The sequence below is a fragment of the Streptomyces sp. NPDC005151 genome, assembly GCF_053599875.1.
The window spans coordinates 22,447-34,590 of record NZ_JBSFYR010000048.1; the positions used below are offsets into that span (position 1 = coordinate 22,447).

Below are 12,144 nucleotides of genomic sequence, written 5' to 3' on the forward strand. Positions count from 1 at the left end.
ACGCCACCGGACCCCTGGCAGACCTCCTCACCCGGCACGCGCCGACGGCCCTCCTTCTGCGCGGGTTCCGTCAGCGCATGCCGGCCGGGAGCAAGACGGCGCCCTATTCGGCGGACGAACTCGAAGCGTGCCTCCGGGCGGGGGACCTCACCGGCGGTCGCCGCTGGCCGTGAACGCCGCGCAGAGCAGCACCGGGGCCGCGGCCAGGGCAAAACACGCCGCGAGCGGCAGATGCCCCAGCACCAGACCGACCATGGCTGTTCCGCCCGAGGACCCGGCATTGATGGCGGTGTTGACCCATGCGCCGGCCTGCGTACGGCTGCCCGCGCCGACGGACTCGTCCGCGATCAGATACGCCGTGGTCATGGCCGGGGCGACGAACAGCCCGGCGACGGCGACCGTGCCGACCAGCACGTACAGGTTCGGTGACAGCCCGGCCGCGAGCAGGCACAGCCCCAGGGCGACGGCAAGCGCCGTCAGTCGCAGCCGACTCGACGCGCGCCACGAGACGGCGCCGTAGGCCAGGCCGCCGACCGCGCTCCCCGCGGAGAGCGCCGCCAGCACCCAGGCCACGGCCGCATCCTGGTCATGGTGGTCGGTGAAGGCCACCACCAGCAGATCCAGCGCCCCCAGGCACAGCCCCACCCCGGCCGCAACCACCACCGCGTGACGCAACCCGGCCACGCAGAGCAGTGGTTTCCCGGACGGTGCCGTGGGAAGTGGCTTCGTCCTCGGCGGACGGGGGCCCGTAGCGCGTACTGCCGGAGAGGTCACCAGGGCCAACGCCCCGACCAGCACCAGCGCGGCACTGACCGCCACACCGGCCGCGGGTTCGGCGAACCTCACCAGCAGCCCGACCAGCAAGGGCCCGGTGACGAAGAGGAGTTCCTCGGCCACGCCGTCCAGGCTGTAGGCGCGCTGGAGCAGCTCCCGGTCGGGCATGAGGCTGCTCCACACGGTCCGCATCACGGGCCCCAGCGGTGGTGTGCAGGCACCGGCGAGCACGGCCCACACGCCCAGCCGGAAACCCGACGCACCGGGCTGCCAGGTGACGTGGGCCAGGACCGAGAGGAGCAGCGCATACGCGATGGCCAGGGGCGGCAGCGCGCGTCGTGGCCCGTACCGGTCGATCAGCGCGGCACGGGCGGGGGAGAGGAAGACGCTGGTCACCCCGAACAGGGCCATGACGGCGCCCGCCACGGAGTACGAACCGGTGGCGTCCTTGACCGCCAGCATCAGGGAGAGGGAGACCATCCCGTACGAGAGCCGTCCCAGCAGGGCGGCCCCGAAGGTGCGGGAGGCATGACGGGTGCGCAGGACCGCCGCGTACGAGGGAGCGCGAGAGGGCGTGGCCGAAGGCGAAAGCATGAGGATCGTTCCTCGGGAAAGCAGCGCGGACCGGCCGCGCTGTGTGCGTGCAGGGACACCGGAGTGCCGCACCCCGTATGGCGGGTGCGGTCAGTGCGGGGTCCTAGGCACGGAGGAGGAACATGCGCGCAAATTTAGCAGCTGGCCGGCGAGTGGTACATGGCTCGGCCGATGTCCGGCCGCGCGGCCGTCCCGCCGGCTCACCCGGCGCGCGAACCGAACCCGTGCCGCTCCGCCCACGCGGTGAGCGCCATGGCGATCGCCTCCGGCTGGTCCTCCGGCGCCAGGTGACCGGCCGGACCGCAGTGCACGGTCTCCAGGCTCGCGATGTTCGCTGCGCGGCTGGGCGTTGTCAGTGTCCGCTGGTACCTATGGGCACATGAATATCGATCACGCCCACCCCGCGGAACTGGCCTCACTCCGCGCGGCCTTCGAGACCGACGCCCCCTCGGCTGGGACCGGGTGCGTGCCTTCGAGGCGGAGCACGGCATCGTCCTGCCGGAGCCGTACCGCACCTTCGTCGCGGAGATCTCCGACGGTTCGTACGCAGGGCCGCCGGACTACGGCCTGATGCCGCTGGCCGAGCTGCCGGACGACGGGAGGGAGGCCGGCGACGAGCGGTGCCTGGCCGAGCCGTTCCCGTTGACGGAGGCATGGGCGTGGGAGGACGACCCGCGCCCGGAGGAGGAGCTCGAACCGCTCCTCGACCAGATCTTCGATCATGGCTCGATCGTCCTGGGCACTGATGGCTGCGGCATGGACTGGCACCTCGTCGTCACCGGACCCCATCGCGGTCACATCTGGCACATCGCCGGTGAGGGGGCCCTTCCGTTCGGTGCCGAGTTCGGCTTCACCACCGCTGAACCGGGATTCGCGGGATGGGTGGCGCACTGGGCCGCGAACAAGCCGTGGTTCGATGCTCCGGAGGACGAGTCCGGCGCCGCGTAGCGCAGGTGTCAGGCGGCTTCGGGCTGTTCCTGTTCCGCGATGCGCCGCTTGGCCTCGGCCCAGGTGACCGGCAGGTGCTCGACCGGGGCCTCCCAGTGACCCAGGGCAGAGTGGGCATCGCACGTCTCACCTGCACGGTTTGGTAGTGGCACTGTCCATCTCGGCCGGGCGTGACATGCGGACGGGCTGTGCGGGCGGAATCCGCGCTGCACCGCCCGTACCGGCGTCTGCTGCCGTTCTGCCAGGTCAGCGCCCTGCCTGCAGCGCCGCCCAGGTGCCGCTGCCGACGATCCCGTCGGCCGTCAGCCCGCGGCCGCTCTGATAGGTGCGTGCCGCCGTCACCGTTTCCGGGCCGAAGGTCCCGTCGGCGTCCACTGTCGTGCCGAGCGCCGCGGTCAGCGAGCGCTGGAGCCGCTTCACGTCCGCGCCCGAGCTGCCCTGCTTCAGCGTCGGCACGGTCCCGGCCGACAGCAGCGCCGTCCAGGTCCTCGCGCCGACGATGCCGTCGGCGCCCAGTCCGCGGGCCGTCTGGAACCTCTTCACCGCGGACAGTGTGGCCGGGCCGAAGTTCCCGTCCGCTGCGCCCGCGTCGAAGCCCTGCGCTGTCAGCAGCCGTTGCACCGCAGTGACCTGAGCGCCCGTCGATCCGCTCTGCTGGGTGGCGTACGAGGCGAAGCTGAGCCCGTCACTGCTGCCACCGCTGTTGTCGCCCCCGACGTAGCTCATGTAGCGGGCCCAGTCCCAGTACGGGCCCGGGTCGGTGTGGTCGTTGCCCGGTGCCTCGCTGTGGCCGATGATGTGCGCCCGGTCCTTCGGGATCCCGTACCTGTCGCACAGGGCGCGGGTCAGGGCGGCCGAGGAGCGGTACATCGCATCCGTGAACCAGGACGGGTCGTCGATGAATCCCTCGTGCTCGATGCCGAGCGCCGAGGCGTTCGCGCCCCGGGCGTGGTACGCGGTGTCGCTGTTGCGGACCATCTGGGTGATCTGCCCGTCGGAGGAGCGGATCACGTAATGGGCGCTCACCTCGGACGTGGGGTCCTGGAACCAGTTGATCGAGCCCGAGTACGAGCCCTGCGTGACATGGATGATCACCTTGTCGACCGGCGCCGACCGGCCCTTGGTGAAGTTGTTCGGGTCGGCCGGGACCCACAGGGCCGACGGGTAGTCGGGGCTCTGGGTGCGTACCCCGCTGTCGGGGAAGGCGCTCTTCTCCGGGGCGACCGGGCGGGCGGTCACCGAGACCCGCTCGCCGCCGGGGACGGTGGTGACGATCCCGTTCGCGAGGAACGTGTAGACGGCGTCGGCGTAGAGGGCGGCGGCGCGGCCCGTCGTGCCGCTGTACCGCGCCACGGCCGGGTACCAGGCGTCGATGTCATCGCGTTCGTCGCTGTCGAGGCCGATGCGGTCCGCGTACGCGCGCAGCACGGCCGCGCCGCCGAGGATATTGGCCGCGGTGTCCCGCCGGAGCTTCGACAGCGGCGCGCCGGTGAGTGCGGCTGCCGTTTCCAGCGTGTGGTTCCTGGGGTTGCTGACCAGGTGCATCACGCCGTACCCGTTCGCCTGGCTGGGGCGCCCGGCGTGGTCGTCGAGGTGCGTTTCGCCGTAGCCGACGGCGGCGAGCAGATCGCGCGGTACGTCGAACTCCCGTGCCGCCTGCGCAAACGCCTGGTTCATGGAGTGGCGGGCGGCGACCGGAGGGGGTGCGGCGAGGACCGGCGTGACGGTCGCGGCGAGCGCGGTGGCGGTGAGGGCCGCCAGCACGGATGCGCGGCCCCTCGTGTGGGCTGCGGCGCGTCTGGGCATACCTGCTCCTGCTCTGTGGGGGAGAAAGAACGGCCCCCGGACCCGAGTGGGGTGGGTCGGGGGCCGCGAAGCGGGCTCAGGCTATCCATGCGTCCAGGGCATGACAAACATTTGCCTGCGTGTCGAACTCCCTTTCACTCCAACAGGGTTGACCAGCGAGACGGCGAGCCGCCCGGCGACCGCGCGACCGGTCGCCGGGCGGCTTGACAAGGCGTCAGATGTGCACCGCACCGCGCTCCCGCTCCGCGACAAGCTGCAGCGCGACGTCGATGATCATGTCTTCCTGACCGCCGGCATGCCCCGCCTCACCCACCTTCCACAGGCAGTACACGACGGGCCCGCGCTCGATCGCGACGCACCCGCGCGCCGCGGCCGACCCGCCCCGACCCGCGCGTTCGACCGGTCGACAGAGGGGGGCCGCCCGTCGACCGGGCGGCCCCCTCCGGCTGTACGGGATCAGTTCTGTGCGTTCACGTCCACGCGCACGATCTGCGGGTCGTGGTCGCTCGCCTGGTCGGCGAACTCCGCGTTGATGTGCACCACGTCGTAGTCGAAGCGGCTCACGCCGGGGCTGGTCAGGATGTGGTCCAGCGTCTGCGAGTTGCCCTCGTACACATAGCTGTACTGCTCGCTCGTAGGCAGCGTGGTGATCAGCGGCTTGAGTACCTGGCCGTCGGTCAGCGCGTCCATCGTCGGCGAGAACGCGAAGTCGTTGAGGTCCCCGAGGGTGATGACCCGCGCCGACTTGTCCGCCGCCAGCAGCGACGTGACGAAGGTGTTGACCTCCGTCGCCTGCTTGACGCGCTTCGTCTCCGAGCTGCGCTTCGGCTCCTGGTAGCGGCCGTGCAGGGGCTGGTCGCCGCCCTTGGAGGTGAAGTGGTTGCCGATGACGAACACCGGCTTCCCGTGGAAGCGGAACTCGCCGACCAGGGGCTTGCGGCTGTCCGCCCACGCGTCGTTGGTCGGGGCGATGCGGCCGGGCGACGCCGAGAGAGCGACGCCCTTCTTTGTCTTGACGGCGGTCACGGGGGTGGCCGCATCGCCGCCCGCGCGGTCCACGAACTCGACGCGCTCGGGGTTGAAGAGGAAGACGTTACGGATGTTGCCGCCGGGCTCGCCGCCGTCCTTGCCGTCCACGGGGGCGATGTAGCGCCACGCGTACTGCGGACCGCCCGCCGCGACGATCGCGTCGGTAAACCGCTTGAGCGTCGCCTCGGAGCCGACCGTGCCGTCGTTCACCGCACCGTTGTCGTCCTGGATCTCCTCCAGCGACACGATGTCGGGGGAGGAGAGGTTGACCGCGACGCCCGCGGCGAGCGTGTCGAACTTGGCCTGCTGGTCGAGCGCGTCCAGGTTCTCCACGTTGTACGTGGCGACCGCGAGCTCCTTGTCCCTCTGCTTCCGGGTGACCTCGCGCCGCAGGTGGTGGTCGGTGAGCGTGCCCAGTTCGGTCGCCTGGAGGTTGTAGCCGCCGAAGGAGGCGTAGTCCATGACACCGGTGGTGGTGCCGGACAGCTCATCGCCCACGTTCGCGACGGGGAAGGGGCGGGTGGTGTCCAGCGACATCACCTTGATGCGACCGGTGTTCTGGTCGGTGTACGAGGAGTAGAGCGTGCCGCCGCGCCCCGTCGGGTTCTCGTTCGGCTTGACCGTCACCCAGACCTCGTCGTACGCGGTCGTCGCACCTGTGACCCGGGTGTCGGCGATCTGTAGGCGGGCGCCCTCGAGCGACTCGTACAGGTCGAGGGCGTACGCCGCCGGGTCGAGGGCCAGCGCGTCGACCGAACCGCCGCCTGCCGAGGGGGCGTACGCGTCGGGCACGGACGCCGCGTCGAGCACGACCGGCGCGGGCAGCGCGTTGCCCGACGACAGGACCGTGACCCTGGGGGCGGTGATCTCGGTGATCGACTGGGTGGTGGCCGACGGGTAGTACTCGTCCACCGTGCCGCTGACCAGCACGGAATCGCCCACGGCGACGGTGGGTGCGGTGGAGCCGGTGTAGACGAAGACACCCTCGCTGGTACGGGCGTCCGCGTCCGGCGTGGCGTCCTGGATCCAGAAGCCGTGCGAACCGGTGGTCCGCACGCCGGTGACGATGCCGGGGACCCCGGTCACCGACTGGCCGTTCAGCGGCGAGACGCGGGTGGTGCCCTGGATGTCGTGCACCCGCACGGTGCCGGGCTCGGTCGGGTTCCCGGGGTCGCCGGGTCCCGCTCCGCCGGACGTCTCACCGGCCGCGTTGACCGGTGTCGGGGCGCCCGCGGTCAGGTCGGCGGCGTTGTTGTCGGTGTCGGCGAGCGACGTACCGCGCGCCACGGAGGCGGTGGCGGAGGCGCCCGTCGCCGGGCCGCTGCCCTCCCGTACGACCGCGGAGCCGTAGCCGATGAGGTCCACGATGCGGGTGTCGGCGGCGCAGTCGGCCGCGGTCTTGCAGGTCAGCGGGGTGGTTCCGGAGACGAGGGCGACGGTGCCGCTGGTCGCGGACATCGCCAGGGTGCCGGTGGCGTCCGGGGTGGGCAGGGCGACGGTGCCGCCGGTGCCCGCGGCCTGGGCGACCAGGTAGCGGCCGCCGGGCGCGACGGATCCGGTCAGCGCGGAGACGCCCCAGGTCGAACCTGCAGACGGTGTGCCGGGCAGGTACTGGACGCTGAAGCCCGACAGGTCGTACGCCGCCGAACCGGCATTGGCCAGTTCGACGAAGTCGCGGGTGAGCGTCGCACCCGAGTTGCCCCCGCCCCCGTAAACCTCGGAGATCACGGCGGTCGAGGACGGGGCCGCGAATGCGGCGGGGAGCGCGGTCGCCGAGAGGGTCACGGCGACCGCGCCGGCCAGCAGGATGGAACGAGGTCTCGATATGTGCACGGTGAGCTGCCCCTCAAAGTGTGATGAGGGGCCACAAGCTATGCGCGTAGACCTGGCTGTGACAAGGCATCAGAGGTTAATTCCAGAAAACGCTCCGCCGATCCCCGGGTCCGCACTCGGACTACGGCCGGGGTCGCGGTAGTCGAAGAACGTGGAGAAGGCATCCGCCCGTCACGGCCCTGCAGTAGCTGTGTCGCTGCGGGCCCTCGCGTGGATCAGCTCCGGGCGCGCTCGGCGACCAGGACCTCCAGGCCGTCCAGGATGCGGTCGAGGCCGAACTCCAGGGCCTGGTCCTGTCCCTGGGTTCCGGAGCGGACCGAGGAGGCCGTTGCCGCGGCCAGGTGCGGGTAGTCCGCGCCGTGGTCCCGGAGCACCGTGCCGAGCGCGGCCAGGAGCTGGGCCTCCGGTGCGTTGGAGGGGGCGGCCGCGCGGCTCTGGAGCGCGATGCCCCGAACATGGCTGGTGAGCAGCACCACCGCGTCCATGCGCTCCGCCCCCGTGAGCCCGGTGCCGTCCAGCGCGGAGAGGGCCCGCTCCATCCAGCCGAGTTCCTTCGGGCCCATCAGACGCGGGCCGACCGTCGCCTCCAGTAGCCAGGGGTGGCGGCGGAGCATCTCGACCAGGCCGTGCGACCAGGCCGTCAGGCGCGTCCGCCAGTCACCCTCCCCGCCCTCCGGTGCGTCATCCAGCGCCGTTTCCACCATGACGGCGATCAGCTCCGCCTTGCCGGGCAGGTATCGGTAGAGCGACATCTTCGTCTTGCCGAGCCGCTCCGCGACCCGCTGCATGGACACGGCTCCGAGGCCTTCCGCGTCCGCGATCTCGGTGCCGGTGCGGGCGATGCCGTCGAGGGTGAGTGCGGGCTTGGGTCCACGCCGGGGCTGTGGTCCGGGTCCCCAGAGCAGACGCATCAGGTTCGTCGGGTCGTCCGTCACCGCTATCTCCTTGCCAGGAACAGAAACTGTGTCTATCGTACACAACAAGAAACGGCGTCTGCGGGACGCAATTCATGTGGGTCGACGATCCCCGACACAGGAGCACCTGCCATGGCCCAGAAGGTTCTGATCTCCGGCGCGAGCATCGCGGGCCCCGCACTCGCCCATTGGCTCGGTGAGTACGGTTTCGACGTCACCGTCGTCGAGATCGCCCCGGCCCTCCGTGAGGGCGGACAGGCCGTCGACTTCCGCGGCGGGACCCATCTGACCGTCCTGGAGCGCATGGGAATCCTGGACGAGCTCCGGCGGCTGCGGACCGGCGGCAGCCCCATGCGCTTCGTCGACGAGACCGGCAGGCTCCGGCTCGAACTGCCCGCAGACTTCGCGGGCGGAGACATCGAGGTCCTGCGCGGCGACCTCGCCCGCGTCCTGTACGAGCACAGCCTGCCCCGCGCGCGGTACCTCTTCGGGGAGTCGATCGCCGCGCTGCACGAGGACGAGGACGGAGTGCGCGTCACCTTCCGCTCCGGCGCGACCCGCACCTTCGACCTCGTCATCGGTGCCGACGGGCTGCACTCCAACGTCAGGGGCCTCGCCTTCGGCCCCGAGGACGCGTACGTGCGCCACCTCGGCCACTACGCCGCCACCTGGAGCCTGCCCAACTACGCCGGCTTCGGCTTCGGCGAGGGCTCCATCGGCTGCAACACCCCGGGCCGCCTCGCCTCCGTCGGCACCGACAACCGCAACCGGGACACCGCCCGCGCCTTCTTCGTCTTCGCCGCCGACCGGCTGGACCACGACCGGCACGACCAGCAGGCGCAGAAGGCCCTCATCACCGAGGCGTTCGCCGGAATCGGCTGGGACGTGCCCCGGCTGCTCGCCACCCTGGACGACGCCGACGACCTGTACTTCGACTCCATCAGCCGCGCCGACGTGGACACCTGGTCCCGGGGCCGCGTCGCCCTCCTCGGTGACGCCGCCTGCGGGGCCACCATCGGCGGCATGGGCACCGGGACCGCGATTGTCGCCGCGTACGTGCTCGCGGGGGAGCTGGCCGCCCACCGCGGCGACCACGCCGCCGCCTTCGCCCGCTACGAGAGCCTGCTGCGTACCTACGCGCAGGGCTGCCAGAAGAGCGGTGACCGGACCGGCCCCTTCCTCGCCCCCGGCTCCGCGTTCGCGCTGCGCATGCGCAACTGGATGCTCAGCCGCACGTTCGTCCTCAACTGGATGCTGGCAGAGGGGAGGAAGGTCACGAACATCGAACTGCCCGACTACCGGGCGCACCGGAAATCCCCGCCGGCCATGCGCTGAAGGGACCGGTCATACGGCAGTGACACGCGGGCAACACGCGCCGCTCGTAAGGGTGTCCATGATGCGGGAAGCAGTTCGACCGGGTTACGCCATTCCGGCTACGTGTGCGCCACCCGCGCAGCGCCGGTCACGCTCCCGGGACCCGGTCCAGGAAGCCGCTGACCGAGGTGATGCGCCCGTCCTCGTCGAGGGTGACGACGTCGGACCCGGCGGCGGGCGCCGAGCCGTCGGCGGTGGAGACCAGGTCCCAGCTGAAGCGGACGATGTCGTGGCGTCCTTCGGGGGCGCCGGTCAGCTTGAACTCGAAGCCGGGGAACTGCTGATGGGCACCGCTGATCACGGCCACCAGCTCGTCGTGACCCCGCACGGAGGCCAGCGGGTCGGTGTACGTGGCGCCCTCGGTGAAGGCGGCGGCGACGGCCTTCGCCAGATCCTCGGGGGTGGCCGCGTTCCAGGCGGTGAAGTAGCGCTGAACGGCGTCCTCGTATGCAGTCATCGTGCTGTCCTCTCGGTCACGGTCCCGGCCCTGCGGCCGGGCTCCTGTGCGGCTCGTGAGGAACACGATGTCCGACGCGGGAAGAAGCGTCGATTACCTCCCGGGGCATGGCCGGACGCCCCGGCGGCGTGCGGCGCTCAGGAGGCTGTCCGGCCCAGGAACCCCATGAGAATTGCGTTGAGTTCCTCGGCGTGCGTCCAGCCGATGTTGTGCGGGCCGCCCGGGATCTCGACGAGATGGCTGTTCTTGATCAGGCCGGGCAGCCGCCGCCCGCAGGATTCGATGGGCAGGATGCGGTCCTCGTCGCCCTGGACGATCAGCGTCTCCACGTCGATCTTGGGCAGGTCGTCGCGGAAGTCCGTCAGCCAGGCCGGCACGCAGGCCAGTGTGGCGTGGGCCGACGCACCGGCGGCCACCGTCCACTGGAGCTGCAGCGCCTGGTCACTGATCCGGGTGCCACCGAGCTTGTCGACGTTGTTGAAGTCATGGAGGAAGGTCGTCAGATACGCGGGACGGTCCGAGGCGATGGCGCTCATGATGCCGTCGAAGACGCTCTGGTCGACCCCCTCGGGGTTGTCCCCGGTCTTCAGGAGGAACGGCGGGATCGGGGCGATCAGTGCCGCCCGGTCGACCCGGGCGGATCCGTAATTGCCCAGGTAACGGATGACCTCGCCGGTGCCCATGGAGAACCCGGCCAGGACGGTGTTCTGCAGGTCGAGCTTCTCCAGGACGGCGTTGAGATCCGTGGCGAGTGTGTCGTAGTCGTACCCCGTGGTGGGCTGCGAGGAGCGGCCGAAGCCGCGCCGGTCGTACGTGATCACCCGGTACCCGGCGCGCAGCAGGACCGGGAGCTGCTTCTCCCAGGATGCGCCGCTCAGCGGGAACCCGTGGATCAGGACGACGGGCTGCCCCGTCCCGTGGTCCTCGTAGTACACATGGATGCCGGCGGAGTTCTCCTCGCCAACGGTGATGTACGGCATGGCTCTCCCATCGCACGGCCCGGTCCCGTCGTGGTCCGGTGCTCCTGGGGCCTCTCTTCGGAGCGTGCCCGGCGCGCCGGGTCCTGCCTGCACTCCTTAGGCCGCAGCCTGATCCGAAAAGAGAGGTCCAAGCCCATTACGCCCCCATTCGGTGGTCCGCGCACTGCCGGCGGCCCTGAGCGGGTTCCTCGCACCGTTTCATGGGATTTTCACGGAGCACCTCTACGGTGGGCGTCGTGACCGAGATGAGCCCTCCCGGCTGGCATACGGACCCCGGGTATACAGGAACAGGCCCTGTCCAGGAACGCTGGTGGGACGGGAGTCAGTGGACGGATCAGCTCCGGATGCCGCCCGCGGCCGTCCGGCGCCGTCGGATCCGGATCGGCGTCGGCGTCACCGCGGGCGTGCTGGTGCTGGCCGCGATCGCGGGTGGCGCCATCCTGCTGACCGATGGATCCCACAGTTCCGAGAACACCTCCCGCGGTGCCGTGTCGCCGGCGCCAAGTTCCCCCGGGGGACAGAACGGCCAGGGCGGTCCCGGTGGTCCCGGTGGCCGAAGTCCGGCGCCCGACCAGCAGCAACCGCCGTCCGAGGAGGGGTATGCCACGGACGCCAGCAGTGGTATCAGCCTGCCGGTGCCCGACGGCTGGACCGGCAAGTCGGCCCTGATCGGTGCCTCGGTGAGCACGGGATCGTACACATGCCCGGCCGACGCCTCGCAGAAGTGCGAGCGCGGAGGGGCGTTCGTCGCCCCGGCCCAGGCGCTGAAGATCACGGCGAAGACGGCGGAGGCGGCGGCGAAGGCGGACATCTCCGTCAACGCCACGTCGTCGTACGGCGGCAAGGCCTACGGTGCCATCACCTCGCACGAGCAGCTCAAGTCCGAGGCGGTCACCGTTGCGGGCCGCAAGGGCTATCTGGTGCGCTGGAAGGTGGTCACGAAGGAGGGCGACGACGGCTACGTCCAGTCGCTGGCCTTTGTCTCCCCGCACTCAGCGGACATGCTGGTTGTCGTACGGTCCGGCTTCGACGTCAGCCCCAAGGCGCCCGCGCTCTCGGTGATGGACGAGATCACCAAGGGGATCAAGGCGGCGGCCTTGACAGGCTCGGGATCCGGGCAGACCACCTGAGACCGACCGGCAATTGGGGGGCGGCGTCACGGGGCCGGGGCACGCACCTCGCGGCGTTGTCGTCCATCACCATGGCTCCGCCATGGCTCGATCCTCCGCCTTGCGATGCATGCACCCCGGCCCCGCTCCTTCACCCACCCCCCAATTGCCCTGAAGCGACTCGGCAGGAACCGGCCCACGGGATTCCTTCCCCGGGCCGGTTCCGCGCGTCGGGCGAGCGTCGCAGGGGCCGGCGGCCGTATGCGGGATGCCGTCATGGCACCCCGCTGTCCATGTCACCTCCATGCGCTGATTGACCGCATATA

9 protein-coding genes are annotated in these 12,144 nt (G+C 70.8%); 3 read left to right on the forward strand and 6 right to left on the reverse strand.

What is annotated here, in order from left to right; genetic code table 11:
* Positions 1-147: 147 nt before the first annotated feature.
* Positions 148-1,368, reverse strand: coding sequence for an MFS transporter (locus tag ACWD6R_RS24000; protein WP_451820577.1), 1,221 nt, complete (start codon positions 1,366-1,368; stop codon positions 148-150).
* A gap of 462 nt (positions 1,369-1,830) precedes the next feature.
* On the opposite strand from ACWD6R_RS24000, the gene ACWD6R_RS24005 reads away from it, so the two are divergent.
* Positions 1,831-2,316 carry an SMI1/KNR4 family protein gene (locus ACWD6R_RS24005; RefSeq protein ID WP_451820578.1) on the forward strand — a complete coding sequence of 162 codons (486 nt, stop codon included), beginning with the start codon at positions 1,831-1,833 and terminating at the stop codon, positions 2,314-2,316.
* 246 nt (positions 2,317-2,562) lie between these two features.
* Here ACWD6R_RS24005 and ACWD6R_RS24010 read toward each other — a convergent pair whose 3' ends face one another.
* The 3 genes from ACWD6R_RS24010 to ACWD6R_RS24020 form a co-directional block, all read right to left on the reverse strand.
* On the reverse strand, positions 2,563-4,122 hold the full coding sequence (locus ACWD6R_RS24010) for an N-acetylmuramoyl-L-alanine amidase (protein WP_451820579.1): 1,560 nt from the start codon (positions 4,120-4,122) through the stop codon (positions 2,563-2,565).
* Positions 4,123-4,578: 456 nt separating this feature from the next.
* Positions 4,579-6,984 carry an endonuclease/exonuclease/phosphatase family protein gene (locus ACWD6R_RS24015; protein ID WP_451820580.1) on the reverse strand — a complete coding sequence of 802 codons (2,406 nt, stop codon included), beginning with the start codon at positions 6,982-6,984 and terminating at the stop codon, positions 4,579-4,581.
* 215 nt (positions 6,985-7,199) lie between these two features.
* A complete protein-coding gene (locus ACWD6R_RS24020) occupies positions 7,200-7,919 on the reverse strand; it encodes a TetR/AcrR family transcriptional regulator (protein ID WP_451820581.1) in 720 nt (239 codons plus the stop codon).
* A 111-nt stretch (positions 7,920-8,030) separates the two neighbouring features.
* Between ACWD6R_RS24020 and ACWD6R_RS24025 the strand changes: the two genes are divergently transcribed.
* Entirely contained in the window at positions 8,031-9,233 is a 1,203-nt protein-coding gene (locus ACWD6R_RS24025; RefSeq protein ID WP_451820582.1) for an FAD-dependent monooxygenase, read from the forward strand.
* Positions 9,234-9,360: 127 nt separating this feature from the next.
* On the opposite strand, the gene ACWD6R_RS24030 is transcribed toward ACWD6R_RS24025, so the two are convergent.
* Positions 9,361-9,729 (reverse strand): nuclear transport factor 2 family protein, encoded by a 369-nt coding sequence (locus ACWD6R_RS24030; RefSeq protein ID WP_451820583.1) that lies wholly within the window; start codon positions 9,727-9,729, stop codon positions 9,361-9,363.
* Positions 9,730-9,866: 137 nt separating this feature from the next.
* Positions 9,867-10,709: an alpha/beta fold hydrolase gene (locus tag ACWD6R_RS24035; RefSeq protein ID WP_451820584.1), complete on the reverse strand. Its 843-nt coding sequence runs from the start codon at positions 10,707-10,709 to the stop codon at positions 9,867-9,869.
* 236 nt (positions 10,710-10,945) lie between these two features.
* On the opposite strand from ACWD6R_RS24035, the gene ACWD6R_RS24040 reads away from it, so the two are divergent.
* On the forward strand, positions 10,946-11,839 hold the full coding sequence (locus tag ACWD6R_RS24040) for a DUF2510 domain-containing protein (RefSeq protein WP_451820585.1): 894 nt from the start codon (positions 10,946-10,948) through the stop codon (positions 11,837-11,839).
* Positions 11,840-12,144 lie beyond the last annotated feature (305 nt).